The sequence below is a fragment of the Amycolatopsis coloradensis genome (genome assembly GCF_037997115.1).
Classification (GTDB): Bacteria; Actinomycetota; Actinomycetes; order Mycobacteriales; family Pseudonocardiaceae; genus Amycolatopsis; species Amycolatopsis coloradensis_A.
This window is the reverse complement of the sequence record NZ_CP150484.1, coordinates 1,756,080-1,779,426: the sequence shown is the minus strand read 5'-3', so window position 1 is coordinate 1,779,426 and position 23,347 is coordinate 1,756,080. Positions and strand designations below refer to the sequence as shown.

Genomic DNA, 23,347 nt, shown 5'->3' with positions numbered 1-23,347 from the left:
TAGCGGGTGAACAGCCGAGGACCTACCCCGTGCTGGATCGATCACACCTGGCCAAAGAGGTTTACGAAGGAGATTCGACACGATGGTGAGCAGGCCCGTGGCGCGTGACGACCGACCGTCTTCCGGCCGGCCCGCCAAGCGAGGGAAGCGCCGTGGCCGGGGCTGGCTCATCGCCCTCGCGGTGCTGGTGGTGCTGCTGGTCGGGGCCGATTTCGGGGCCGCGGCGTTCGCCGAGCACACGATCTCCCAGAAGGCACGCCAGCAGCTGGAACTGGCCAACGATCCGGCGGTCACGGTGCACGGTTTCCCGTTCCTGACCCAGGCCCTTTCCGGTGACTACAGTCACATCACGATCAACGCCCAGGGCGTCGCCGTTCCGCCGAGGCTGCGGGACGTGGACTTCAACGCCGACATGAGCGACGTCACGGCCCCGCTGTCGGATCTGACGTCCGGCAACACGAAGTCGATCGTCATCGGCACGCTCAAGGGCGAGGTGACGATCAAGGCCGCGGACATCGCGCGGCAGGCACCGCTGNGCCGAGCGCGGCGACGTCGGCGGTCTCGGTGCGTTCGGCGACGACGCTTCACCGCATGCGACGCGGTGAAGGGCCCCTTCGTCGCATCAGATGCGGTGAAAGCGTCCTTCAGCGCCTGTGGGCACTGCCACGCGACCTCGGCAGGCCCGTCCGGGCAGGTAGCGACTAAAGTGCGTGGCGTGGAGATCCTGTTTACGACCCTGCTGGTGCTCGCCGGCGTCGCGATCACCTGGTTCGCCGTGTACGTCGTCTACCGGCTTTACGCGGACCAGCGCTGACCGATGACGGCTAGTGGCGACGAGGCCATCCAGGCCGCGGAGAAGCGCGCGGAAAGCACGCGCGACCGGAACCTTCCGCAGTTCGACGACATGCCCATCCCGGGCGACACCGCGAACCTGCGCGAAGGTCCGAACCTCAATGACGCCTGCCTGGCGCTCCTGCCGCTCGTCGGTGTCTGGCGCGGCGAGGGCGAGGTCGACTATCCGACCATCGACGGCCCGTACCGGTTCGGCATGCAGCTGACCATCGCGCACGACGGCCGCCCGTTCCTCACGCACGAGGCACGAGCCTGGCTGCTCGACGAGGACGGCAAGGTCATCCGTCCCGCCGCGCGTGAATCCGGGTTCTGGCGTCCGCAGCCCGACGACACGATCGAGCTGCTGCTGACCCACAACACCGGCATCGTGGAACTCTTCTACGGCAAGCCGCGCGGCAAGGCCTCGGTCCCGGCCTGGGAGCTCGGCACCGACGCGGTCGTCCGCACTTCGACCGCCAAGGACGTCACGGCTTCGCAGCGGCTCTACGGCATCGTCAACGGCGAGCTCGGCTACGTCGAGGAGCGCGCGATGATGGGCCAGGACCTGCAGCCGCACACGTCGGCGCTGCTGCGTCGCGTGGTGGGCTGACCCTCTTCCCATGCGGTGGCGTGCCTACGGCGAGCACGCCGCCCTGCTCGACTGCGCCTCCCTCGCCGAGTCGATGGCGGCGCACGCGACGGTCACGTCCGCGCGTCCGCCCGGGATCGCCGAACTCGTGCCCGGCGCCCGCAGCCTGCTCGTGGTGGAAATCCCGGGTTCGGCCGCCCTCGCGGCCGTCCGCGAACTGCTCGCGGACGCCGACCTCGAACATCCGCCGGAAGGCCGATCCCGCGAGATCACGCTCGACGTGACCTATGACGGCGAAGACCTCGAACTCGTCGCGCGGGACGCCGGAGTGTCCGTTGAGGACGTCGTCCGGCTGCACACCGGCGCCGTCTACACCGTGGCCTTCACCGGTTTCGCGCCCGGATTCGGTTACCTGACTGGGCTTCCCGAGCCGCTGCGGCAGCCGCGGCTGTCGGCCCCGCGCACTCGCGTGCCGCCAGGCTCGGTCGGCATCGCGGGCGAGTTCACCGGTGTGTACCCCCGTGTCTCGCCCGGTGGCTGGCGGTTGATCGGCCATACCCGGACCGTCCTGTTCGACCCCCGCGCCGACCCGCCCGCGTTGCTGGCGCCCGGCGACCGCGTGCGGTTCCGGAGTGCCGGATGAGGGCCTTGGAAGTGGTCGAGACCGGTCCGCTCGCGCTGGTACAGGACCTCGGCAGGCCCGGTTTCGCGCATCTCGGTGTCCCGCCGTCCGGCGCGCTCGACGTCCCGGCGCTGCAGCTGGCCAACCGGCTCGTCGGCAACGACGAAGCCGCCGCGGGAGTCGAGTGCCTGTTCGGCGGGCTACGGCTGCGCGCCACGACGTCCTGCACCATCGCGGTGACCGGCCCCGCCGTCGCCGTGGAGGTCGACGGGCGCCCAGTCGGCTCGCACGCGCCGGTGTGGCTGGCGGCGGGGCAGGTCTTGGCGATCGGTGCTCCCGACTCCGGACTGCGGTGCTACCTGGCGGTTTCCGGCGGGATCACGGTCGACGCGGAACTCGGCAGCCGGTCGCGGGACGTCCTGTCGGAGATCGGGCCGGCGCCGCTGAAAGCGGGCGACGTCCTCCCGCTCGGCACGCCGTCCATCCCCGGAGGTGCCGACGTCGTGCCCCCCACGGTCGCACCGGCCGAGCTCGTCGTGCCGATCGACCCGGGGCCGCGGGCGCACTGGTTCGAGAACCCGGCGTCCGGGCTCGCGAAGACCTGGACGGTGACGGCGGAATCGAACCGCGTCGGACTCCGGCTCGACGGGCACGCGTTGACTCGCGCGGCCGAATACGCGGAGCGGGAACTGCCGAGCGAAGGCCTGCTGACCGGCGCCGTCCAGGTGCCGCCGAACGGGTTGCCGGTGGTGTTCTTGGCGGATCATCCAACTACCGGCGGTTATCCGGTGGCGGCCGTGGTGAGACAGGCGTCACTCCCGGCCCTCGCGCAGGCCCGACCCGGAACCCTTCTCCGCTTTCACTCGTCCACGAGGGTGTGGAACAGGTAAAGGTCGACGGTGGCACGGGTGTCATCGACACGAATTCGGTCCCCACCCAACCAGAGCTTCCGCAGTCGCTGCGGATCGCGCTGGCCACCGGTCAGATGCGGCGCCCGCTCGGCGATACGCTCCGCCCGCTTCTCGATCTCTTCGCCGACGGCGAATACCAGGTCGCCGGACCCGAACGGCTGGCCGAGGACCGCTACCTGACCCCGAGCGCCGACTGGCCGCCCGCCGACGTGTCCCGCGTCGGCTACTACCGGACGGCGATCAAGAGCGGGCACCGGCCGGTCGCCATCGTGCTGGAGACCACCGACGCGGCGGTGATCCTCGACGGGCACCACAAGATCGCGGCCTACCGGGAAGAAGCGATCCTGCCGCACCTGCTGATCATCAGCCCGCTCGGCTGATGGACGCCCCGCGGTTCCGCGATCCGCAGATCCGGATCGAGGACCTCGCGGACGAGCCGATCCTCGTCGTCTGCCCGCGCTGCGCCGGCCGTGCCTCGGTCACACCCGATCGGCTGACCTGCGCCGGCTGCGCCCTGGTGCGTGTTCCTCCCGGCCCCGACTACCGCGCGTGGAATCGTCCGGTCGACCCGTTCTTCCGCGAGCCCCTATGGCTGCGCGCCGACTGCTGCGGCGGGCACACCCTCTGGGCGTTCCACGCCTGGCACCTCGACCTGATCGAACGGTTCGTCGTGGCGAAGCTGCGCGAACGCGAGCTCGGGGACCGTCCGGGCCTGACCTTGGTCGCGCGGCTACCCGCGTGGATGACGGCGGCGAAGCACCGGGACGAGGTCCTCCGGACCATCGCCAAGCTGCGCGCGACGCTCAGCTGATCGCGTACTCGCTCTCGTACGCGGCGGCCAGCTCGGCGTGGATCGCGCTGGAGTCGGCGAGCGCGACGCCGTCGAGCGTGTGCACCCTGGTCAGCTTGCGGACCGACGACGCGAGGAACAGCCCTTCGCCCTCGGTGAGATCCGAGACCTTGAGCGGCTCGACCTTGACCGACCAGCCCGCCCGTTCGGCGCCGCGGAACAGCGCCGCCTGCGTCGTCCCCGGCAGGATTCCGATGGTCGCCGGCGGCGTGTAAAGCGTCTTGTCCTTCGCGAGGACGACCGTCGAAGTCGGTCCTTCGAAGACCGTGCCGTCGGCGGCGGTGAAAATCACATCGCTCGCGCCACGGCGGCCCGCCTCCCGCAACGCGGCCATGTTGACGCCATAGGAAATCGACTTCGCGCCCAGCAGCAGCCACGGCGCGCGCTCGGCGAGGTCGGGCTCGAAACCGCGTTCGAGGGTGATCGCCGCGACGCCTTCGACACGGGCCCGCTGGACCTTCTCGTCGATCTCCACACCGAGCGCGAACCCGAACGGCTTCGCCTCCGGATCACCGTCGATTCCCCTGGTGTACACCAGTTTCAGCGCGATCTCGGCCGTGCCGGACCAGTTGTCGATGACGACCTGCGCGGCGCGCTCCCAGGCGGCGAGGTCCGGCTCCGGCAGGTCGAGCATGGCCGCGGAACGGGCCAGCCGCTCGAGGTGCGGGCGGAGCTCGCGGGGCCGTCCGTCGACGACGAGGATCGTCTCGAACACGCCGTCGCCGCGAAGCAGTCCCAGATCGTCCACCCGCAGGTGAGCGGCTTCGGGGTCGGCCAGGGTCCCGTCGAGGAAGGCAAGCACGCGCATGGGGACACGGTACTCACTAGCATGGGTTTCATGCCCTACCGCTCCCCCCTGCTCGACCTTCCCGGACCGATCGCGGCACCCGACGGGCATCCTGAAGAGGGTGTCCCGTGGCATTGGGGAGACCCCTTCGCCGAACAACGGACGGCCGCGCGCGGCGCGGTCGTGATCGACCGTTCGCACCGCGAAATTCTGGCCGTGACCGGGGAAGAACGGTTGTCCTGGCTGCATTTGGTGATCTCGCAGCACGTCACCGGGCTCGCCGAAGGCACCGGCACCGAGGCGCTCGTGCTCGACAGCCAAGGCCGCGTCGACACGCACATGGTCCTCGCGCACGCGGACGGCACGGTGTGGCTGGACAGCGACAGGGGCGCGGTGGCCACCAGCGCGCTGCCGTCCGGCGGCAAGCAGACTTTGCGCGAGTACCTCGAAGCGATGAAGTTCTGGTCCAAAGTGGACATCCGCGATGTCTCGGACGAGCTGGCGCTGCTGACCGTCCTCGGCCCCGACACGGACCGCGTGCTGGACTCCGTGGGCGTCTCCGTGGGCTCGGACCCGTACTCGGTCGTGGCGATCCCCGGCGGTTTCGCGCGGCGGATGCCGTGGCCGGGGCGGCACAGCGTCGACCTCGCCGTCCCCCGCGCCGAACTCGCCGACTGGTGGCGGCGCCTGACCGACGCGGGCGCGCGACCGGCGGGCAGCTGGACGTTCGACGCGCTGCGGGTCGAGTCGCTGCGGCCGCGGCTGGGGCTCGACACCGACGAGCGCACGATCCCGCACGAAGTGAACTGGGTCGACTCCGCCGCGCACGTGGCGAAGGGCTGCTACCGCGGACAGGAGACCGTCGCGAAGGTCCACAACGTCGGGCGGCCGCCGCGGTACATGGCGCTGCTGCACCTGGACGGTTCGCCGGAGATCACGCCGGAAACCGGCGATCCGGTGGTGCTGGGCGAGCGGACGGTCGGTCGCGTCGGCAGCGTGGTGCAGCACCACGAGCTGGGACCGATCGCGCTGGCGCTGGTCAAACGCTCGACGCAGCCGGGTGCGGAGCTGCTGGTGGGCGCCGAGGACCGTGTGGTGCAGGCGGCCATCGATCCGGACTCGGTGCCTGGTGAGGCGCCGGCGCCCGGGCGGGAAGCGGCTCAGCGGCTGCGGGGGTAGGCGGGGTCCTCTGCGGCTCCGCGCTGTTCCGTGAAGGCCTCCTTGCCTACCTTGAGGGTAGGGAAGGAGGCCTTCACTACCTGCAGGTGAGTCACTTTCGCCTCACTGGTCACGGCGACTGCGCGTGAAGGCCTTCCCTCGGCTGAGCGCTGGAAACTCGCCCTTCACTCACGACCCAAGTACTTGAAGGCCCCCTTCCTTGCGCCTAACGCCATGAAGGGGGCCTTCAAGTACTTCCACCCCCGCCCACCACAGCCATCCACAAGTTGTCCACAACGTTGCCCACCTGTGGACAACTTCGCCGACCAGCACTTTTCCGCCTCCACCCCCGGTAGACTGGACCAGGGGCCGCCCCCGGGACGGGTGGGGGGCGGGCTCTGGAAGGAACCGAAAGACCGGCAGTGCGGCGGAGGGTGTCGCGAGGGGCGGAGATCTTTGTGGTATCGCTCCCTGCGGAACATTTTCGCTGGAGCGCGATAAGCTACGCGGGTGATCGAAGTCCGGCCCGGTGGTCGCCGTCGTATCGACCGCGTGCTCGGCCCTGGGTATCTCAGCGACCTCGGCGAGCTGACCCTTTCCGTGCTGCGCGAGCGCCGTGACGAGGCCGCGCAGGAGGAGACCGACCTGTCGTACCTGCGGCGCCTGCTGCACGCGCGGATCGACATCGTGCGGGCCGAGCAGGAGCGCAGGAGTTCGGGCGGCGAGAGCAGCGTCGTCGAGCGGCTGGCCGCGATCCTGGCGGACAACGCGATCGGCCCGGCGACGGGTTCGGGCAGGCACCAGCGGCTGGAGCCGTCGCGCGCGGGTGAGCACCGCCGGTTCGCCGAGGCGCTCATCGGCGACACGGACCTTTCCGACGTAAGCACGCTGTCGGACGAGAAGCTGGTCAACGCCCTCAACCGGTACGCCGACGAAGAGGTTTCGGTCTCCTCGTACCGTCGCGAGGTCCAGAGCGTCATGGACACCATCAACGCCGAGATCGCGACCCGCTATCGCAAGGGCACGGCATCGGTCGACGACCTGCTCGACACCGAACGCGGCGGATCCGAGTGACGAACCCGGTCCTGGTCGAGGTCGTCCGATCCGGTTTCGTGGAGAGCGTGCACCGCGGCGCGCTCGTGATCACCGCCCCGGACGGCTCGGTGTGGTTCTCCGCGGGCGACATCGAGCGGCCGGTCTACCCGCGTTCGTCCAACAAACCCCTGCAAGCCGTCGGGATGCTCCGCGCCGGTCTCACGATCGGCGACGAAGAGCTCGCGCTCGGCTGCGGATCGCACAACGGCGAACCCGGTCACGTCGAGGGCGCCTTGGCGATGCTTTCCCGCGCGGGGCTGACCGAGGACGCGCTGGCCTGCCCGCCCGCTTTCCCGCTGCACGAGCCCAGCATGCTGGCCGTGGCCTCGACCGGGAAACGCCGCGCGGCCATGAACTGCTCCGGCAAGCACGCCGCGATGCTCATGACCTGCGCTCAGCTCGGCTGGCCGACCAAGGACTACGAGGCCGAGATCCATCCGCTGCAGAAGATCATCCAGGCCACCGTCGCGGACCTCACCAGCGAGACGATCGAGACGGTCGGCGTCGACGGCTGCGGGGCGCCGTTGTTCGCGTTCTCCCTCACCGGCCTCGCCCGTTCCTTCGGCAGGCTGGTCACGGCCATCGGCGGGCCGGAACGCCGGGTCGCCGACGCCGTCCGCGCGCATCCGTGGCAGGTCGCGGGCACCGGCCGTGAGGACACCGTGCTGATGCGGACCATCGAGGGCCTGCTTTCGAAGGGCGGCGCCGAGGGGGTGCACGCGTTCGCCCTCCCGGACGGCACCGCGCTGGCACTGAAGATCGACGACGGCGCGGCCCGTGCCCGGATCCCGCTGCTGCTCGCGACGCTGCGCCACCTCGGCATCGACCCTGGCGACGAGGCCGGCGACCTCGCGCGCGACGCGGTCCTGGGCGGCGGGAAACCGGTCGGCGAGCTGAGGGTCGCCGAAGGTCTCTACGGCTAGTTCGCGCGTTCCCGCGCGGCCAGGTCGCCCCAGAAGTCCCGCAGGTCGGCGAACAGTTCCGCCAGCTCGTCGACATTGCCGGTGCGGAGCGCGTCGAGGATGTCGTGCACCTCTTCGGCGGTCGTGTCGGCCTGGAGGATCGGGTCGGCGAAGAGCTGCACGAGACCGCCGTAGTCGAGCTCGACCGCGGAGCCGGGGTGGAAGCTGTCGAGCCAGCGTCGCGTCTCGAGCAGCACCCGGCCCGGCCCCGAGTCGCCGAAGGTCGCTTCGAGCAGGTCGCCGACCTCGCGGGCGCGATGCCGCGCGTCGGCGATGGAGACCCGCCACGACACCTCGCGTTCGGGGTCGTCACGGCCCTTGCCGAGTTTGACCCGGCGCATCCCGGGGTCGAACAGCACGAACCACGGAAGCGGGACGGTCCACGTCGTCGACAGCGTGTGTGAAGCCGAGGCGGACAGATCGCCGATGGCGGACTTCGCCCGCGAGCGGATCGTGTCGAGTGAAGCGCCGCCGGCGTCGAGCACCGCGTTCTTCAACGCGGGGTGCGCGTCACCGAGGAACGTCACCAGCGCCGCGGCCGAGCGCGCGCGGATCTCCATCGGGCAGATCAGCAGCCCTGGGCCGGCGTCGCCGTGCTCACCCTCCGGCACGTCCTCGGGATCCAGGACGAGGACATCGGTGACGAGACTGGGCGCGGCCCTGCCGTCCGCGAGTTCGGCGGGCAGCAGCCGCCCCACATGCTGTGACTTGAGCCACAATGCCTGCTCGCGCGTCCCCGCGGCCGAACGATCGAGCCGGGCCGCTTCGACGGCCTCGAGCAGGCGTTCGTCCGGTGGATCCCCCAGCGCGAGCAGGGGCTCATATACGCGGAGATAAGCCGCGAACGGACGGGGCACACGAGCATCGTGGCACGCCGACCTGCGACTATCGCCACCGACCGGCCGGTAACCGGCGTTCGGTGAACACTGTCGCCACCGGCACACCGTGCCACGTCGCATCCAACCCCCCGGACACGGTACGGTGTCAGCAGGAAAGAATTGTCGAGACGATGCGGGGCCGCCGATTCCCCCGGCCGCCCCGCCCCTGTGCGAGGGGGTCGAGCCATGGGGCGCGGCCGGGCTAAGGCCAAGCAGACGAAGGTGGCGCGCGAGCTCAAGTACAGCTCGCACGAAACCGACTTCGATGCTTTGCAGCGCGAGCTGTCCAGTAGTTCCTCGGAAGACAGGCACGAGGACGACAAGCGGTATGACGACGACCCGTACGACGGGTACGACGAATACCGCCGCTGAGCAACGCGTGACACGCGAGGGTGGATCCGGGCTTGCCCCGGTAGACCACCCTCGCGTGTCGCGTGCTGCCCAAAATATGAGGAGGTGCCATGTCTGACGTAGCGCGAGTAGGTGTCGTCGGGGCCGGGCTCATGGGCTCGGGCATCGCCGAGGTGCACGCGCGGGCCGGGCTGGACGTGATCGTCACCGAGGTCAACCAGCCGGCGCTGGACTCCGGGCGGGCGCGGATCGAGAAGTCGCTGCAACGCGGCGTCAAGAACGGGAAGCTCTCGCCGGAAGACGCCGACGCGGCACTCGGACGGCTCCGCTTCACCACCGAGATCGGCGAGTTCGCCGACCGTGACCTCGTCATCGAGGCCATCCTGGAACAGGAGCAGGCCAAGGTCGAGGTGTTCCGGTCGCTGGACAAGATCGTCGAGCGTGAGGACGCGGTGTTCGCGTCCAACACCTCGTCGATCCCGATCATGAAGCTCGGGATGGCCACCGGCCGCCCGCAGCAGGTGGTCGGCATCCACTTCTTCAACCCGGTCCCGGTGCTGCCGCTCGTCGAGCTGGTGCCCTCGCTGCTGACCAGCGACGACACCGCCCGCCGTGCCGAGGAGCACGCGACCACGGCGTTGAACAAGACGGTGATCCGGTCGCAGGACCGCGCCGGGTTCATCGTGAACTCGCTGCTCGTGCCGTACTTGCTTTCGGCGATCCGGATGATCGAGTCGGGTTTCGCGTCGGCGGAGGACATCGACCGCGGTATGGAGCTCGGCACCGCGCACCCGATGGGCCCGCTGCGGCTCTCGGACCTGATCGGCCTGGACACCATCAAGGCGATCGCGGACTCGATGTACGCCGAGTTCAAGGAGCCGCTGTACTCCTCGCCGCCGCTGCTGCTGCGCATGGTCGACGCCGGCCTGCTCGGCAAGAAGACCGGCCGCGGGTTCTACAGCTACTCCTGACCGGCCTCTTCACAGCGACGGAGCGCCGCGACCGACTTGCGTAGGCCGCAGCCGCTCCAAGGCATCGAGAACTTCGGCGACGCTGGTGGGCGGAGCGCGGAGCGCTGCGGCTATGCGCCGCACCGCGTCCACGACCACACGCTCACTGAGCTCGACCCGGTCCAGGACGAAGTCGTCGGCGCTCTGGGCTTCGACGTTCCAGCGGCCGAGAACCCTTTCGGGAAATCCCGCAGGTTCTCGGTCACGATGACCCGCGCCTGCGCCTTGATCGCCGCCGCGAGCACGTGCCGATCGTCCAGGTCCGGCAGTTCGAGCGTGGTGACGAGCGGCTCGTAGCCTGTGACCAAGCAGTCCCGGACAGCGGCGTTCATCAGCTGTCGCGTCCTGTCGAGCTTGAGCGGGTCGAGATCGGGCCGGTTCTTCCGGAGATTCCGGAAGACCTCGTCGAGGATTTCGTCCGTCCACTTCGCCCGCACGAACCCGCTCTGCGCGATCCGGAGCAAGAAATCACGCAGAACGTTGGGGTAGAGCACATTGGCGTCGCAAAGGACCACGAAGGCCACTTGCTAGGTCAGCCCCATCTCCTGATTCAGGGCGGAAAGCTCGTCCGCGGCCTCGCGGCGGCGTCGGTCGTCTTCACGCAGGTAGTCGTGGAGGGAACCGGCTTTCACGCGGCGATGCTTGCCGACCGTGCGGTACTCGATCCGCCCCGCTTCCAGCAGCCCGATGAGGAACGGCCGGGAAACGTTGAGCAGGTCGGCCGCCTGCTGTGTGGTCAGTTCCGCGTGTGACGGGACGATGGACACGCTCTCGCCTGCCGCCACCAACGCCAGCACCCGGGCCATCAGATCCACGACTCCCCGGGGAACGACCACGGACTCTTCGTTCTCATCGACGACGACCCGCACGGTGTCCCGTTCATGACGCCTGGCCAGATAGGCCTCGACGTGCGGAAGCGCCTCGAGTGCCACGTCGATGTCGTGGCGTCCCGGGACGATCTGGTCGATGGTCAACGCAGTCATCACTGCTCCCGTGTTCAACGTGGTCCCAGTATCGGCTCTCAATGAATTATTCGCAACAAACGCAATAAACGCAACTCAATGGTGCGTTCAGCTTGCGTGGCGGCACACCTAGACTCGGAGGCGTGGGACAGGGACAGCTGCGCGCGGGTCTGGTCGGTGCCGGTCCGTGGGCGAAGACGGTGCACGCGCCAGGTCTCGCCGATCACCCCGGGATGACGTTGCGCGCGGTCTGGGCCAGACGTCCCGAGGCCGCGAAGGAGCTGGCCGAGGCGCATGGCGCCCAAGCCGTCGACAGTTTCGACGAGTTGCTCGACCAGGTGGACGCGGTCGCGTTCGCGGTGCCGCCCGCCGTCCAGGCGGAGCTGGCGGTCAAGGCGGCCGAAGCGGGCAAGCATCTGATCCTGGAGAAGCCGATCGCCGCCGACCTCGACGGCGCGCGGCGGCTCGCGGACGCGGTGGAGGCCGCCGGTGTCGCGGCCCTCGTGGTTCTCATCCTGCGGTTTTCGCCGATGACGCGCGAGTGGCTCGACGGCATCAAGGAAGCGGGCGGCTGGCGTGGCGGCGGGGCGCGATGGCTTTCGGGCGCGCTGCTCGGCGGTCAGTACCAGTCGTCGGCGTGGCGGCACGACTCCGGCGCGCTCGCCGACATCGGCCCGCACGCCCTCGATCTGCTGGACGCGGCTCTCGGAGAGATCACCGAGGTGCTCGCCGCGAACCGGACCGATGACGATCTGTGGCAGTTGCTGTTAGCCCACGAGGGTGGCGCGACCAGTACGGCGACCCTGTCGCTGAGGCTGCCGATCCAGCCGACGGTCGTCGAAGTGGCCGTGTACGGCGAGCACGGCTACCGCACCTTGGGCCGCAAGCCGGGCTCGGCGGGCGAGTCGTATATCGCGCTCCTGGACGATTTCGCCGCGATGGCCGCGAGCGGGACGACCTCGCACCCGTGTGACGTGCGTCGCGGACTGCACCTGCAGAAGCTGCTCGAGCACGCGCGGGAGCTCGCCGGACACGGCAAGTAGTACACAGGTCACCCACAAGGCTTTTCCTTACGCGATAAGGCCTTCTTCCGAAGAGTTCGCGGTCATCCACAGGTTTGTCCACAGGTTCCTTTGTGGACGGTCACCAGCATGGGAAAACCTTTTCCGCCACCGGGAAAGATCACCTCTTAGTGCGTTCACTCCGCCGTGCCGAGTCGATCTTGTGATGCGAAGGTGATCTTGGGCGCTCCGGAAAGGAAGGCCATGGGTGAGCTGCTCCGCGCTTTCGGCGGGATGATCCCGTTGACGATCATCGCGATTCCGTACGCATTGCTCGGGTGGCCGCTCCTCGCGGCGCATCGACGGCGAAGACGTGCCGACCCCTTCTCCGCGTCGGCGACGGCCGCTGTCGACATGACGCTCGCACTGGCCTGTTTCCTGGTGTTGTGCCTGGTCACGATGCCGGTGACCGGCGCGCAGGACAGCAGGCTGAACCTCGAACCCGGCACCGACCTGCGGCTGGCCCTGTCCGACAGCGCCAATCTCTGGCAGGCGCTGGGCAACGTCCTCATGCTGAGCCCGCTCGGCGCCCTGCTCCCGGTGCGGTCCCGCCGCCTGCGGTCGCTGGGCCGGATCGCGCTGGGCGCGCTGGCCGTCTCGGTGCTGGTGGAAGGCACGCAATATCTGATCCAGGTGGGCAGGGTGACCTCGGCCGACGACATCCTGCTGAACACACTGGGCGCCGTGGCGGGCGCCGCGCTGAGCAAACGTCTGTGGCACCGCCTGGACGTCCGGCCGCCGGTGCGGATCCCGGTCCAGGTCCGGCGGGTGTGCGACGCCCCCGTCCGGCTGCGGGTCCCGAGATCGGTATGGGACGAGCGGTATTCGAGCATCGCGCATCCGCAGCGGAGGTAAATCGGTTGACCGTCGTGCGAGAGTGATCGCGAAAGCCTGCTGCGTACCAAGAAAGAGGGATGCCTCATGCCTGACGCCTTCGGTGGCGTCGGCACGAGCTAGCCGGCGCATACGCCAGCTCCACCACGCACGCGGATCCTCCCGTGCGTCTCCTTCTTCTGCCCGAAAGGCTTTCCACCAGTGCTTTCCGAGACGATTCGTGCTTTGCAGTCCTACATCCGCCTCACCGCGGCGAAGTTCCGGGAGACCGAGCGGATCGGGCCGTTCCTGGCCACGTACTACCTCCAGGCCGACAGCCCCTTCCTCAACTACGCGATCCCCGATGACTGCGCCGTTCCCACCGAGGACGACGTCGCCGCCCTCACCGAGGCGTTCCGCGAGCGCGGGCTCGTGCCGCGTCTGGAGTTCCTCACCGAAGCGGTTCCGGCCGCCGAGGCCGTGCTCGTCGAGTGCGGCTACACGCTGGAGCGGCGGGTTCCGCTGATGATCTGCTCCCCGGGGCAGGTCGTCGCACAACCGGAACCGGCCGGCATCAGCTTGATCACCCCGAAGACCGACGGCGAACTCCGGCAGATGATCCGGGCGCAGAACGTGGCGTTCGGGGAAGACGATCCCGATCGGCACCTCGACCCCTCACCGGATCAGCTGAGCGGCGAGACCCTCTCGGTGATGGCCGTGGCCGAGACCGGCGAGGTCGTCGGGGGCGGGGTCGCGACCCCGATCCTCGACGGCGCGACCGAGATCGCCGGGATCGGGGTGATCGAGGAGTACCGGAGCCGCGGGATCTCCGCGGCGATGACGGAATACCTGACACGCGAAGCCCACGCTCGCGGTGGCCGGTCGGTGTTCTTGACGCCGGGCGCCGGGCAGGCGGAACGCGTCTACGGCCGGGTCGGCTTCAAGACCGCCGCCGAATGCGTGCACCTGTCAATCGTCTGAGTAGCCGCCGCGGCGTGATTTCTTGACCTCGCCGCGGCGCTTCTTCGACGCCAGGCGGCGTTCCTTCGAACCTCGCGAAGGTTTGGTGGGACGCCGCTTGGCTGCCGGAGGCGCCGACGCGTCCAGCAGCAGCGTCACCAGCCGCGCCCGCGCGGCTTCCCGGTTCATCAGCTGGGAGCGGTGTTCGGACGCGGTGATCGTGACGACCCCGTCGACCAGCCGCGACGAAAGCCGATCCAGCATTCGCGCCCGGAGATGCTCCGGGACGGACGCCGAACCGGCCACGTCGAAGGACAGTTCGACCCGCGAGTCCGTGGTGTTCACGCCCTGCCCACCCGGACCCGACGACCGGGAGAACCGTTCGCTCAATTCGGCACCCGGGATCACGAACCGGGTGCCGACCACCACGTCATCAGCCACGGACCCAGTGTTCCACCAGGGCCAACAGAATATTCAGAAGCGCGGGTGGTCACCGGAGAGCACGGCACGCGGGCCGTCCGGGTCTTCCGCGGGCTGCACGTCGCCGAGGATCCACGCCGGCACGTGCCGCGCGGTCAGCATCGCCAGCGCCCGGTCGACGTCGTCGGCGCCGACGATCGCGACCATGCCGACGCCCATGTTGAACGTCTTCTCCAGCTCGGCACGCTCGACCTTGCCGCGGTGGCCGATCAGCGCGAACACCGGCGCCGGGGTCCAGGTGCCGCGTTCGAGCCGCGCGACCAGGCCGCGCGGCATGACTCGGGCGAGGTTCTGCTCCAGGCCGCCGCCGGTGATGTGCGCGAACGTGCGGACGTCGGCCTCGGCCGCCAGCGCGAGGCAGTCCTTCGCGTAGATCCTGGTCGGCTCCAGCATCTCCTCGCCCAGCGAGCGGCCGAACTCCTCGACGTGCCCGTCGAGCGGCATGCGCGCGATGTCCAGCAGCACGTGCCGGGCGAGCGAGTAGCCGTTGGAGTGCAGGCCGGACGAGCCGAGCGCCAGGACGACGTCACCGGGGCGGACCCGCTCCGGGCCGAGCACGTTCGACGCCTCGACGACGCCGATGCCGGTGCCCGAAAGGTCGTAGTCGTGCTCGCCCATCAGGCCGGGGTGCTCCGCGGTCTCGCCGCCGAGCAGCGCGCAACCCGCCTGGACACAGCCCTCGGCGATGCCGCCGACCAGTGCCGCGATCTTCTCCGGGACAACCTTGCCGACGGCGATGTAGTCCTGCATGAACAGCGGCTCGGCGCCGGTGACGACCAGATCGTCGACGACCATCGCGACCAGGTCGATGCCGACCGTGTCGTGCTTGTCGAGTGCCTGCGCGACGGCGATCTTGGTGCCGACCCCGTCGGTCGACGAGGCCAGCACCGGCTCTTTCCACTTGTCCAGCTTCAGGGAGAACAACCCGGCGAAACCGCCGACCCCACCCATCACCTCGGGCCTCGTGGCCCTCTCGGCGTGCGGTTTGAGCAGCTCGACGGCTTTGTCACCGGCGTCGATGCTGACGCCGGCGGCGGCGTACGTGGCGCTCGTGGACTCGCTCACGGAAGCGGACTCCAACTCTGGAAGAGAGGTCTAGGGACGCCGGATGGCGTCCTCAGCACCGTACCCGGCAGGGCTGACGGGCTTCGCCGCGCCATTGACCGAGTCCAGGCTCTCCAGCAGGTGCTTCCCGATCAGCGCGTCTTCGGGCAGCGCGATCGGGTACTCGCCGGAGAAGCACGCGGTGCACAACCGCGACTTCGGCTGCTCCGAAGCCGCGACCAGCCCGTCCAGGGAGATGTAGCCCAAGGTGTCCGCGCCGATGGAGCGGCGGATGCCGTCGAGGTCGACGCCGTTGGCCACCAGTTCGGCACGGGAAGCGAAGTCGATCCCGTAGAAACACGGCCAGCGGACGGGCGGCGACGCGATCCGGACGTGCACCTCGAGCGCGCCCGCCTCCCGCAGCATGCGGACCAGGGCGCGCTGGGTGTTGCCGCGGACGATGGAGTCGTCGACGACGACGAGCCGTTTGCCGCGGATGACGTCGCGCAGCGGGTTCAGCTTGAGGCGGATGCCCAGCTGGCGGATGGTCTGCGACGGCTGGATGAAGGTGCGGCCGACGTAGGCGTTCTTCACCAGGCCGGTGCCGTAGGGAATGCCGGAGCCCTGCGCGTAGCCGATGGCGGCCGGGGTGCCGGATTCGGGCACCGGCATGACCAGGTCGGCGTCGGCCGGGTGCTCGGCGGCGAGTTTCCGGCCGATCTCGACGCGGGTGGCGTGCACGCTGCGGCCGGCGATCGAGGTGTCGGGGCGGGCGAGGTACACGTACTCGAAGACGCAGCCCTTGGGCTCCGGGTTCGCGAACCGCGAGGACCGCAGGCCCTCGGCGTCGATCGCGATGAGCTCACCGGGCTCGACCTCGCGGACGAACGACGCGCCGCAGATGTCCAGCGCGGCCGTCTCGCTCGCGACGACCCAGCCGCGTTCGAGCCTGCCGAGCACCAGGGGGTGCACACCGTGCGGGTCGCGCGCGGCGTACAAGGTGGACTCGTCGGCGAAGACCAGGCAGAAGGCGCCCTTGAGGGTGGGCAGCAGTTCCAGCGCGGCGGCTTCGATGCCCTTGTCGGCGGCGTTGGCCGCGAGCAGCCCGCACACCAGGTCGGAGTCGCTGGACGAACCGGTCAGGCCCGCGTGCGGTTTGAGCCCGGCTTCGACCGTGCGATCCCGCAGCTCGGCGGTGTTGACGAGGTTTCCGTTGTGCGCGAAGGACAACCCGCTGCCGGTGGCGGTGGTCCGGAAGATCGGCTGCGCGTTCTCCCAGATGGTCGCGCCGGTGGTCGAGTAGCGGCAGTGGCCGACGGCGATATGTCCTTGCAGTGACTGCAGGACCTGCTCGTCGAACACCTGGCTGACCAGGCCGAGATCCTTGAAGACGACGATCTGCGAACCGTCGGAGACCGAGATGCCGGCCGCTTCCTGGCCGCGGTGCTGAAGTGCGTAGAGCCCGTAGTAGGTCAGCTTCGCGACCTCTTCTCCGGGCGCCCAGACACCGAAGACGCCGCATTCCTCGCGGGGTTCCGGATCGGGCTGGTCGGTCACGGGCTGTCCGGCGAGGGACGGGTCGGAAACCACCGAGGTGCTCCCAGGGAGAAAGAGGGCAGGCCGCCACCAGTGTAAACGGTGAGCAGGAGATCAACGCGCCGCACGAAGTGGCACTGGACACGCTTCGCGCTGTAACACTGAGTGAACCCGCAGCCGCGAACGACGTCGGCAGGGCGGGCCGGCCTTCCAAGTCGCGATGGCGGACAGGGCGCCCCTGCCCCCGCGATAGCGGGGTCTTCGACCGGAGCGGGTTCTTATGACCGTGAGTGACGGGCGGGTGTCAAGGCCCGGCACTCACGACCCCCGACCAGCCGGCCGCTCCCCCTCGACAGAGGCGGTCGACTGTGCTTATGAGCCCCCGGATCAGCTTGCGGCGAGCCACTTGGACGTGCCGCCACGGCCGGGAACCCAGCAGCCCTTGGCCGCGGTCTCCGGGACGTACAGCGAGCCGGGGGTCCGCTCGTCCGGAAGCGCGAGCAGTGCCGTCAGCACCGTCGCCGCGTCGCCGGCGAACCGCCACAGCGAGACCTCGGGCTCGAGGATGTCCTCCTCGGTCCCGGGCAGGCGGGTGGCGACGACGTCGTCCTCGGCGTTGAGCCGGACCACGTCGACCACGTTGTCGTGGACTCGCACGCCGACCACGGCGAGGACCTCGCCGTTCGCGTCGCACGGGTGCACGAACTGGTACCCGCGGTGGATCAGTTCCTGCAGGCCGCTTTCGATATCGGTGATCTCCGCGGTGATGGTGTCACCCGAGGACGTCATCGAATTCGCCGTCCTTGGCCCCCGCGAGGAACGCGGCCATCTCGGCCTGGGTGTAGATCAGGGCCGGCCCGGCCGGAAAGCGCGAGTTGCGCATCGCGATCTCGCCGGAAGCGAGCGGCGCCACCTCGACACAGTTGCCGATCGCGTTGCTGTAGCTGGCTTTGCGCCATTGGGCGCCGGTCAGACGATCGGCCGGGATGCCGTTGTCGAACTGTTCAGCCATGGTCCCCACCTTCCCCGACAGAAGACTTCGGGCAATGCATCTGCATGTGCATTTGCCTGTGATCCCAAAGTTAGCACGTGTGGCTGCAGCGGTAAATGCACGTGCAGAAGTTTTTGCAGAATTCGCGGAGGGTGGTGGCTTAAGTCCTCGACCGTCCCACTAAAGGGTGACGAGCGCAGCCCCTGTCGAGTGAACAACTACCACTTGTGGCCACTTTTTCGAGGACACGCAAGGAAATCTCGGCCGTTCACGGATACGGCAGGCAGCCCCACAACGGTGAGCGGCTCAGATTTCGGCGCGGCGCTTCATCAGCATCTGGCGACTGCGGTCCGGCGTCTCCGCGTCGACCGCGAGCATGTCCAGCGCCCGGCTGTACCGCTCGATCTCGTCGCGCTTGTCGATGTAGTGCGCGCCGGTCAGGTACTCGGTGTAGGCGATGTTCGGCAATTCCTCTTCCGCGAACCTAAGCAGCGAGAACGCGCTGTCCGCGGAGTAGCCGCTCCGGTCGTACGGGAGGACCTGCACCGAGATGTTCGGCTGCTGGATCATCTCCAGCAGGTGGTCGATCTGGCCCTTCAGCACCTCGCGGTCGCCGATCGGCCGGTAGAGCACCGACTCGTCGAGCACCAGCCACAACCGCGGCGCGTCCGGCCGCGACAGCATCTTCTGCCGCCGCATCCGCAGCGCGACCCGGCGGTCGACCTGCTCGTTGACCATGTCCTTGCGGCCGTGGCTCATGATCGCCCGCGCGTAGTCCTCGGTCTGCAGCAGACCCGTGACGTACAGCGGCTCCCACACCTGGATCCGGGCCGCGGCCTCTTCGAGCCCGACGAGGTCGTTGAACCAGCTCGGCATCAGGTCGCCGTAGCGGCGCCACCAACCCGGCTCGTTCGACTCCTTGACCATGTCGAGGAACTGCTGCCGCTCGCCGGGATCGGTCATCCCGTACATGGTCAGCAGATCGGCGACGTCGCGTTCCTTGAAGCCGACGCGGCCGAGCTCGAGCCTGCTGATCTTCGACTCGGATCCCCGGATGCTGTAGCCGGCCTCCTGGCGTGTGATGCCCGCGTCCTCACGCATCCGGCGGAGCTGAGAGCCGAGGATCATCCGTCGCGCGGTGGGACCCAGGGACTGCTCACCGCCAGGCGGGGTGACCGCGTTCATCGACCGGGGACCTTTCGCACGACGACACTCACAGGGGAACAAGCCGATTACTGAAAGTACACGTTTGGGCCTCGACACGACAGGGATGGCTCGGTTTACCGGTCGCGTACCTGGTTCTACTCTACGTAGAGCCCGAGACTTCCGACACAGTTTTGTGAGGTTCAAGATGCCCGACGCCCCGACCCGGACGGAACGAGTGCCCGTGGGTGTCGACCCGACCCGGGCCAGCATCGCCCGGGTGTACGACGCCTTCCTGCTCGGCAAGGACAACTACGAGATCGACCGGGAGGTGCTGCGCAAGGTCCAGCAGGCCGCCCCCGAAGCGCAGGACCTGGCGACCGAGAACCGCGGCTTCCTGATCCGCGCGTGCCGGTTCCTCGCCAGCCAGACGGGCATCACCCAGTTCCTCGACCTCGGATCCGGCCTGCCCACGGCCGAGAACACGCACCAGGTGGTGCAGCGGATCAACCCGGAGATCAAGGTCGTCTACGTCGACAACGACCCGGTCGTGCTCGCCCACGGGCGCGCGCTGCTCGAAGAGAACGAGAACACGCACTTCGTCTCGGACGACATCTTCGAGGCGGAGCGGATCATCGAGAACCCGGACATCCGGCGGCACATCGACTTCACGCAGCCGATCGCGTTGCTGCAGCTCGGGACCCTGCACCACTACAACGGGCCGCACGACGAGCCCGCCAAGATCATGAAGAAGTACATCGACGCGCTGCCGTCGGGTTCGTACGTGGCGATCTCGCACTTCTCCGACCCGGAGGACGAGCTGTCCGAGGTCGCCCGCAAGATGGAGGAGTTCTTCATCCACAGCCCGATGGGCTCGGGCACCTTCCGCACCAAGGCCGAGATCGAGGAGCTGTTCCACGACCTCGAGATGGTCGAGCCCGGCGTCCGGCTGTGCGCCGACTGGTGGCCGGACGGCCCCCGGATCAAGGAGCTGAACACGGCCCAGCGGACGATCTCGGGTGGCATCGGCCGCAAGGCTTAAGACTCAGCGCCCTGCAATGAAGGACTCCTTCATCGCGAATTTTGCGATGAAGGAGTCCTTCATCGCAGGGCTGGGCGGGATCTAGAGGCGGACCAAGGGCAGCCAGCGGGCCAGGTCGGCCCTGCTCCCGGAGGCGGTGACCCGCCCCGACTCGACGGCCTCGACCCAGCCGAGCAGCCCGGTCGCCAATTCCAGCCACGTGCGCGGATCCGTTTCGACGACGTTCGGCGGCGTCCCGCGGGTATGGCGCAATCCTTCGACACACTGCACAGCCGCGAACGGCGGCACCCGCACTTCGACACTCTTCCCCGGAGCGTCCCCGGCCAGCGTCCGCAGGCTCAGCCGCACTGCCGCGGCCAGCTCGGTACGAGCCGGTTCCGGACCGGATCCGCTCAACCAGGGGGAAATCGCCGCGATCGCGGCTCGTAACTCAGCGGGGTCGACCGAACGCGAAGAGGCCATGGGAGAACAGTAGAGTGAGCGCGAACGAACCTTCAGGCACCCGGAACGTGGGGATGGCGATGGCGCAGCGGGACGAGGCGGATCGGTTGGCGTCCAGCCCGGCGGGCAAGCGGAAACAGGCCAAGCCGAAGATCACCGAAGAGATGCGCGCCAACGCCAAGGCCAATCCCAACAGCTGGCTTTATGTCATCGACGAGGCCTTCGACCCCGACGGCCCGGTGCCGTCCTGGGCGGTCGTCGGCGCGTACCCGGTGAACGGCGGGGGCGAGATCGTCGAGGACTTCCACCCCAACGATCGCTACCGTCCCTCGCCCAAGGCGCTCGGTTTCCCCGAGCCGCGCAACGAACTCGAGCAGCTGCTCCAGCTGGTGCGCACGAACCACCGTCCGGCCGCCGACCTGCCGCGGGTCATCCTCGACTCGACGCTGTTCGTCTACGCCCTTTCGCCGGTGCAGCGCACGGTGATCGGCTTCCACAACACCGACGGCAAGGTGCTGGTTCCCGCGTACACGGCGAAGTCGCTGGTGCCGCGCGAATGGCCGCACGCGAGGGCGGTACTGGGCCGGGACATGGTCCCGCTGCTCGCCGGGCACCCCGTGACGATCAATCCCCACGACCGGCTCACCGCGATCATCCCCTCGGAGCACCTCGACAAAGCCCTTTCGGACGAGCGTCGTTAGGGCCGATTAACCCACTCGGCCCAATTTATTCAGGCCGAACGCCACTCTTTCGAGTGATGTTCGAGTCGCTGATTCCCTTTCCGCGGGGGATCGTGACGACGTGATGAGTCGCAGAGTGTGTTCAAAAGGCTGGGGGGCCGTCCTCGCGGCGGGGGTTTTGCTGCTCGCGCAGACCCCCGCCGTCGCACGGGAAAGCGGGCCTCGTTACGACGGGGCCGAGGAGCACTACGCCGGTTCACAGATCGCGCTGCACGAAGGCGTCAACGTGTCGGTGGGGCCGCTGTACGGCGGCGAAGCGCAGACGCTCGGCCACGACGTCAGTGGTCATCAAGGCGAGGTCGACTGGCCCGCCGCCGCCCGGACCGGCGCGAAGTTCGTCTACGTGAAGGCGACCGAGGGCACCGGCTTCGTCAATCCCCGGTTCGCCCAGCAGTACAACGGTTCCTACGGCGTCGGCCTGATCCGCGGCGCGTATCACTTCGCTCGCCCCGACATCTCGGACGGCGCCGCGCAGGCGCACTACTTCGTCGACCACGGCGGCGGCTGGTCCAAGGACGGCAAGACGCTGCCGGGCGCGCTGGACGTCGAGTACAACCCGTACGGCGAAACCTGTTATGGCAAGACGCCGGCGCAGATGGTCGCATGGATGGCGTCGTTCGCCGAGACCTACCTGTGGCGGACCGGGCGGCATCCCGCGATCTACACGTCGACGAGCTGGTGGAAGCGCTGCACCGGGAACAGCACCGTGTTCTGGCAGAACCCGCTGTGGATCGCGCGCTACAACACGGAGATCGGCGAGCTGCCCGCGAGCTGGAAGACCCACACCATCTGGCAGTTCTCGAACAAGGGCAGCCTGCCCGGCGACCAGAACTGGTTCAACGGCACGGTCGATCGCGTGCGCGCGCTTTCGCTCGGCTGAACACTCACCCGAGTGGGCGTTACAAGATCACATAACGAGGACTACTTGGAAATGAAAATCACCCACGTGTAGTACCAATTTCACGGAAGTTAGTGACAAACCCGGCACTCGTCGTCAACAATCGTGCCCGGACGGCTACCACCTGCAAGGTCGCCGTCCTCAGCGAGGGTTATCCGTGAAGGGATTGTCGTAATGCGCACTTCCCGAAGAATCGCCATCGCCGTCGGCTCCGCGCTGCTCCTGCTCAGCAGCACGGTCCAGGCGTCGGCCGCCCCGTCCCCCGAGATCATGTCGATCGAACAGGATCTCCAGCAGAACGACCACACGATCGGATCGCAGATCCGGCGGGTGGAAGGCGACACCTCCACCCCGGACTCCAAGGCCAAGGCCGCCCAGCCGCAGCCCGAGGCCGGCGTGCTCGCGACGGTCGCGGGGATGGACGTGGCCAGCTATCAGGGCAACGTCGACTGGAACTACTGGTGGAACCAGGGCAAGCGCTTCGTGTGGACGAAGGCCACCGAAGGCACGAGCTACAAGAACCCGTACTTCGCCCAGCAGTACAACGGTTCCTACAACAAGGGCTTCATCCGCGGCGCGTACCACTTCGCCCTGCCGAACGTCTCGAGCGGCGCGGCGCAGGCCGACTTCTTCGTCAACAACGGCGGCGGCTGGTCCAAGGACGGCAAAACCCTGCCGGGCGCGCTGGACATGGAGTACAACCCGTACGGCGCCACCTGCTACGGCCTGAGCCAGTCCGCGATGGGGGCGTGGATCCGGGCGTTCCACGACCGCTACCAGGCACGCACCGGCCGCTGGCCCGTCATCTACACCTCGACGAGCTGGTGGAGCACCTGTGTCGGCACGTCGCAGAACTTCGGTGGCACGGTCCCGCTGTGGATCGCGCGGTACGCGTCCACCGTGGGTGCGCTGCCCTACGGCTGGGGCTACTACACCGTGTGGCAGTACACCTCCAGCCCGCTCGACCAGAACACCTTCAACGGCGCTTACGACCGCTTGCAGGCACTGGCCAACGGCTGAGCTGCGCATTCCGTGAACAAGCGGCTCCCGGCCTCGGCCGGGAGCCGCTTTCGCGCGCCGCTTTCAACGCACGGTACCTTCCGAGCAGAATGCCCTGAAATCCCTGGCACGGGCGGATCCGGAACCAGCGCTGACCGCCGGTCGTCTGATCAGAAGCCTCAGGCCCCAGTAC

Annotated in this window: 28 protein-coding genes and 1 pseudogene; 18 read left to right on the top strand and 11 right to left on the bottom strand. The window is 68.6% G+C overall.

Annotated features, from left to right (window positions below; all coding sequences use genetic code 11):
- Positions 1–82 precede the first annotated feature (82 nt).
- The 6 genes and pseudogenes from LCL61_RS42555 to LCL61_RS08185 form a co-directional block, all read left to right on the top strand.
- Positions 83–541 (top strand): annotated as a pseudogene (locus LCL61_RS42555) (DUF2993 domain-containing protein); the annotation flags it as partial.
- A 276-nt stretch (positions 542–817) separates the two neighbouring features.
- Positions 818–1,441, top strand: coding sequence for an FABP family protein (locus LCL61_RS08205; RefSeq protein WP_340686282.1), 624 nt, complete (start codon positions 818–820; stop codon positions 1,439–1,441).
- A gap of 10 nt (positions 1,442–1,451) precedes the next feature.
- Positions 1,452–2,063 (top strand): 5-oxoprolinase subunit PxpB, encoded by a 612-nt coding sequence (gene pxpB / locus LCL61_RS08200; RefSeq protein ID WP_340686281.1) that lies wholly within the window; start codon positions 1,452–1,454, stop codon positions 2,061–2,063.
- Positions 2,060–2,932 carry a biotin-dependent carboxyltransferase family protein gene (locus LCL61_RS08195; RefSeq protein ID WP_340686280.1) on the top strand — a complete coding sequence of 291 codons (873 nt, stop codon included), beginning with the start codon at positions 2,060–2,062 and terminating at the stop codon, positions 2,930–2,932. The genes pxpB and LCL61_RS08195 overlap by 4 nt, the downstream gene beginning before the upstream one ends.
- Positions 2,920–3,333: a hypothetical protein gene (locus LCL61_RS08190; protein ID WP_340686279.1), complete on the top strand. Its 414-nt coding sequence runs from the start codon at positions 2,920–2,922 to the stop codon at positions 3,331–3,333. Before LCL61_RS08195 ends, LCL61_RS08190 begins: the two co-directional genes overlap by 13 nt.
- The gene (locus LCL61_RS08185; RefSeq protein ID WP_340686278.1) at positions 3,333–3,764 is read left to right on the top strand and encodes a TFIIB-type zinc ribbon-containing protein; all 432 of its coding nucleotides are present in this window, start codon (positions 3,333–3,335) and stop codon (positions 3,762–3,764) included. Before LCL61_RS08190 ends, LCL61_RS08185 begins: the two co-directional genes overlap by 1 nt.
- Here the strand turns inward: LCL61_RS08185 and LCL61_RS08180 are convergent.
- On the bottom strand, positions 3,757–4,611 hold the full coding sequence (locus LCL61_RS08180; protein ID WP_340686277.1) for an aminodeoxychorismate lyase: 855 nt from the start codon (positions 4,609–4,611) through the stop codon (positions 3,757–3,759). The two genes, LCL61_RS08185 and LCL61_RS08180, sit on opposite strands and share 8 nt — an antisense overlap.
- A 30-nt stretch (positions 4,612–4,641) precedes the next feature.
- Between LCL61_RS08180 and LCL61_RS08175 the strand changes: the two genes are divergently transcribed.
- From LCL61_RS08175 to LCL61_RS08165, 3 genes are all read left to right on the top strand, one after another.
- The gene (locus tag LCL61_RS08175) at positions 4,642–5,769 is read left to right on the top strand and encodes a folate-binding protein (RefSeq protein WP_340686276.1); all 1,128 of its coding nucleotides are present in this window, start codon (positions 4,642–4,644) and stop codon (positions 5,767–5,769) included.
- 489 nt (positions 5,770–6,258) lie between these two features.
- Positions 6,259–6,822, top strand: a complete 564-nt coding sequence (locus LCL61_RS08170) for a hypothetical protein (RefSeq protein ID WP_007032564.1) — start codon at positions 6,259–6,261, stop codon at positions 6,820–6,822.
- Positions 6,819–7,766 (top strand): asparaginase, encoded by a 948-nt coding sequence (locus LCL61_RS08165; protein ID WP_340686275.1) that lies wholly within the window; start codon positions 6,819–6,821, stop codon positions 7,764–7,766. The genes LCL61_RS08170 and LCL61_RS08165 overlap by 4 nt, the downstream gene beginning before the upstream one ends.
- On the opposite strand, the gene LCL61_RS08160 is transcribed toward LCL61_RS08165, so the two are convergent.
- Positions 7,763–8,662 (bottom strand): hypothetical protein, encoded by a 900-nt coding sequence (locus LCL61_RS08160; protein WP_340686274.1) that lies wholly within the window; start codon positions 8,660–8,662, stop codon positions 7,763–7,765. The two genes, LCL61_RS08165 and LCL61_RS08160, sit on opposite strands and share 4 nt — an antisense overlap.
- A gap of 207 nt (positions 8,663–8,869) precedes the next feature.
- Between LCL61_RS08160 and LCL61_RS08155 the strand changes: the two genes are divergently transcribed.
- Both LCL61_RS08155 and LCL61_RS08150 read left to right on the top strand, forming a co-directional pair.
- A complete protein-coding gene (locus tag LCL61_RS08155) occupies positions 8,870–9,055 on the top strand; it encodes a DUF3073 domain-containing protein (RefSeq protein ID WP_007032561.1) in 186 nt (61 codons plus the stop codon).
- A gap of 89 nt (positions 9,056–9,144) precedes the next feature.
- Complete coding sequence (locus LCL61_RS08150) at positions 9,145–10,005, top strand: 3-hydroxybutyryl-CoA dehydrogenase (RefSeq protein ID WP_340686273.1); 861 nt, start codon at positions 9,145–9,147, stop codon at positions 10,003–10,005.
- 110 nt (positions 10,006–10,115) lie between these two features.
- On the opposite strand, the gene LCL61_RS08145 is transcribed toward LCL61_RS08150, so the two are convergent.
- A complete protein-coding gene (locus LCL61_RS08145) occupies positions 10,116–10,568 on the bottom strand; it encodes a PIN domain-containing protein (RefSeq protein ID WP_340686272.1) in 453 nt (150 codons plus the stop codon).
- A gap of 3 nt (positions 10,569–10,571) precedes the next feature.
- Entirely contained in the window at positions 10,572–11,027 is a 456-nt protein-coding gene (locus LCL61_RS08140; RefSeq protein WP_340686271.1) for a helix-turn-helix domain-containing protein, read from the bottom strand.
- Positions 11,028–11,149: 122 nt separating this feature from the next.
- Between LCL61_RS08140 and LCL61_RS08135 the strand changes: the two genes are divergently transcribed.
- The 3 genes from LCL61_RS08135 (at position 11,150) to LCL61_RS08125 (ending at position 13,861) form a co-directional block, all read left to right on the top strand.
- A complete protein-coding gene (locus tag LCL61_RS08135) occupies positions 11,150–12,049 on the top strand; it encodes a Gfo/Idh/MocA family oxidoreductase (protein ID WP_340686270.1) in 900 nt (299 codons plus the stop codon).
- 222 nt (positions 12,050–12,271) lie between these two features.
- Positions 12,272–12,922: a VanZ family protein gene (locus LCL61_RS08130; protein WP_340686269.1), complete on the top strand. Its 651-nt coding sequence runs from the start codon at positions 12,272–12,274 to the stop codon at positions 12,920–12,922.
- A 180-nt stretch (positions 12,923–13,102) separates the two neighbouring features.
- Positions 13,103–13,861 carry a GNAT family N-acetyltransferase gene (locus LCL61_RS08125; RefSeq protein WP_340686268.1) on the top strand — a complete coding sequence of 253 codons (759 nt, stop codon included), beginning with the start codon at positions 13,103–13,105 and terminating at the stop codon, positions 13,859–13,861.
- Here LCL61_RS08125 and arfB read toward each other — a convergent pair.
- From arfB to LCL61_RS08095, 6 genes are all read right to left on the bottom strand, one after another.
- Positions 13,850–14,281, bottom strand: coding sequence for an alternative ribosome rescue aminoacyl-tRNA hydrolase ArfB (gene arfB / locus LCL61_RS08120; protein ID WP_340686267.1), 432 nt, complete (start codon positions 14,279–14,281; stop codon positions 13,850–13,852). The two genes, LCL61_RS08125 and arfB, sit on opposite strands and share 12 nt — an antisense overlap.
- A 33-nt stretch (positions 14,282–14,314) precedes the next feature.
- Positions 14,315–15,385, bottom strand: coding sequence for a phosphoribosylformylglycinamidine cyclo-ligase (gene purM / locus LCL61_RS08115; RefSeq protein ID WP_126736225.1), 1,071 nt, complete (start codon positions 15,383–15,385; stop codon positions 14,315–14,317).
- Positions 15,386–15,415: 30 nt separating this feature from the next.
- Positions 15,416–16,954, bottom strand: a complete 1,539-nt coding sequence (gene purF / locus LCL61_RS08110; RefSeq protein ID WP_007032554.1) for an amidophosphoribosyltransferase — start codon at positions 16,952–16,954, stop codon at positions 15,416–15,418.
- 333 nt (positions 16,955–17,287) lie between these two features.
- The gene (locus LCL61_RS08105) at positions 17,288–17,689 is read right to left on the bottom strand and encodes a hypothetical protein (protein WP_340686266.1); all 402 of its coding nucleotides are present in this window, start codon (positions 17,687–17,689) and stop codon (positions 17,288–17,290) included.
- Positions 17,673–17,912, bottom strand: coding sequence for a DUF397 domain-containing protein (locus LCL61_RS08100; protein WP_340686265.1), 240 nt, complete (start codon positions 17,910–17,912; stop codon positions 17,673–17,675). The genes LCL61_RS08105 and LCL61_RS08100 overlap by 17 nt, the downstream gene beginning before the upstream one ends.
- A 285-nt stretch (positions 17,913–18,197) precedes the next feature.
- On the bottom strand, positions 18,198–19,076 hold the full coding sequence (locus LCL61_RS08095) for a helix-turn-helix transcriptional regulator (protein ID WP_340686264.1): 879 nt from the start codon (positions 19,074–19,076) through the stop codon (positions 18,198–18,200).
- Positions 19,077–19,278: 202 nt separating this feature from the next.
- Here LCL61_RS08095 and LCL61_RS08090 point away from each other — a divergent pair, with 202 nt between their 5' ends.
- Positions 19,279–20,076: an SAM-dependent methyltransferase gene (locus tag LCL61_RS08090; RefSeq protein WP_340688526.1), complete on the top strand. Its 798-nt coding sequence runs from the start codon at positions 19,279–19,281 to the stop codon at positions 20,074–20,076.
- Positions 20,077–20,157: 81 nt separating this feature from the next.
- Here LCL61_RS08090 and LCL61_RS08085 read toward each other — a convergent pair whose 3' ends face one another.
- Entirely contained in the window at positions 20,158–20,538 is a 381-nt protein-coding gene (locus LCL61_RS08085; protein WP_340686263.1) for a sterol carrier family protein, read from the bottom strand.
- A gap of 53 nt (positions 20,539–20,591) precedes the next feature.
- On the opposite strand from LCL61_RS08085, the gene LCL61_RS08080 reads away from it, so the two are divergent.
- From LCL61_RS08080 to LCL61_RS08070, 3 genes are all read left to right on the top strand, one after another.
- Complete coding sequence (locus LCL61_RS08080) at positions 20,592–21,218, top strand: type VII secretion system-associated protein (RefSeq protein WP_257489828.1); 627 nt, start codon at positions 20,592–20,594, stop codon at positions 21,216–21,218.
- A 103-nt stretch (positions 21,219–21,321) separates the two neighbouring features.
- On the top strand, positions 21,322–22,137 hold the full coding sequence (locus tag LCL61_RS08075) for a lysozyme (RefSeq protein ID WP_340688525.1): 816 nt from the start codon (positions 21,322–21,324) through the stop codon (positions 22,135–22,137).
- A 192-nt stretch (positions 22,138–22,329) separates the two neighbouring features.
- Positions 22,330–23,175, top strand: coding sequence for a lysozyme (locus tag LCL61_RS08070; protein WP_340686262.1), 846 nt, complete (start codon positions 22,330–22,332; stop codon positions 23,173–23,175).
- Positions 23,176–23,347: the final 172 nt, after the last annotated feature.

Coding starts and splice junctions, on each gene's coding strand:
- LCL61_RS08185 (WP_340686278.1), top strand. CDS start 3,333: ATGGACGCCCCGCGGTTCCGCGATCCGCAGATCCGGATCGAGGACCTC.
- LCL61_RS08205 (WP_340686282.1), top strand. CDS start 818: ATGACGGCTAGTGGCGACGAGGCCATCCAGGCCGCGGAGAAGCGCGCG.
- LCL61_RS08095 (WP_340686264.1), bottom strand. CDS start 19,076: ATGAACGCGGTCACCCCGCCTGGCGGTGAGCAGTCCCTGGGTCCCACC.
- LCL61_RS08175 (WP_340686276.1), top strand. CDS start 4,642: ATGCCCTACCGCTCCCCCCTGCTCGACCTTCCCGGACCGATCGCGGCA.
- LCL61_RS08080 (WP_257489828.1), top strand. CDS start 20,592: ATGGCGATGGCGCAGCGGGACGAGGCGGATCGGTTGGCGTCCAGCCCG.
- LCL61_RS08075 (WP_340688525.1), top strand. CDS start 21,322: ATGAGTCGCAGAGTGTGTTCAAAAGGCTGGGGGGCCGTCCTCGCGGCG.
- LCL61_RS08130 (WP_340686269.1), top strand. CDS start 12,272: ATGGGTGAGCTGCTCCGCGCTTTCGGCGGGATGATCCCGTTGACGATC.
- LCL61_RS08195 (WP_340686280.1), top strand. CDS start 2,060: ATGAGGGCCTTGGAAGTGGTCGAGACCGGTCCGCTCGCGCTGGTACAG.
- LCL61_RS08155 (WP_007032561.1), top strand. CDS start 8,870: ATGGGGCGCGGCCGGGCTAAGGCCAAGCAGACGAAGGTGGCGCGCGAG.
- LCL61_RS08150 (WP_340686273.1), top strand. CDS start 9,145: ATGTCTGACGTAGCGCGAGTAGGTGTCGTCGGGGCCGGGCTCATGGGC.
- LCL61_RS08085 (WP_340686263.1), bottom strand. CDS start 20,538: ATGGCCTCTTCGCGTTCGGTCGACCCCGCTGAGTTACGAGCCGCGATC.
- LCL61_RS08070 (WP_340686262.1), top strand. CDS start 22,330: ATGCGCACTTCCCGAAGAATCGCCATCGCCGTCGGCTCCGCGCTGCTC.
- LCL61_RS08105 (WP_340686266.1), bottom strand. CDS start 17,689: ATGACGTCCTCGGGTGACACCATCACCGCGGAGATCACCGATATCGAA.
- LCL61_RS08180 (WP_340686277.1), bottom strand. CDS start 4,611: ATGCGCGTGCTTGCCTTCCTCGACGGGACCCTGGCCGACCCCGAAGCC.
- LCL61_RS08140 (WP_340686271.1), bottom strand. CDS start 11,027: ATGACTGCGTTGACCATCGACCAGATCGTCCCGGGACGCCACGACATC.
- pxpB (WP_340686281.1), top strand. CDS start 1,452: ATGCGGTGGCGTGCCTACGGCGAGCACGCCGCCCTGCTCGACTGCGCC.
- LCL61_RS08100 (WP_340686265.1), bottom strand. CDS start 17,912: ATGGCTGAACAGTTCGACAACGGCATCCCGGCCGATCGTCTGACCGGC.